The organism is Rhizobium cauense (genome assembly GCF_019511525.1).
Lineage (GTDB): Bacteria > Pseudomonadota > Alphaproteobacteria > Rhizobiales > Rhizobiaceae > Rhizobium > Rhizobium cauense.
In genome coordinates, this window is the sequence record NZ_JAEUAT010000094.1 from 1 (window position 1) to 285 (window position 285).

A 285-nucleotide genomic window follows, 5' to 3' on the forward strand; every position below is an offset into this window, starting at 1 on the left:
GCTTCTTCCAGGAGCGCCTGGCGCTGTCGCGCGCCAACCTGAAGTCGCGCCAGGAAACCTACGAGCTGACCCAGTTCCAGCTCGAGGCCGGTGCCGCCTCGCGCCTCGACGTCGTTCAGGCCGAAGGTCTGGTGCAGTCGACGCAGGCTGAAATCCCAGGGCTGGAGACCAACATCCGCGTCGCCGCCCACCACATCGCCACGCTGCTCGGCCAGCCGGCCGGTTCGCTGCTCGGCGATCTCCTGAAGGGCGCGCCGCAGCCGATCTTCCGCGGCGGCATCACCT

Annotated in this window: 1 protein-coding gene; it reads left to right on the forward strand. The window is 69.1% G+C overall.

From position 1 onward, the window contains the following. Positions 1-285 (forward strand): TolC family protein (locus tag JNB88_RS34835; RefSeq protein ID WP_220359183.1); only part of this gene is annotated, 285 nt, incomplete at both ends.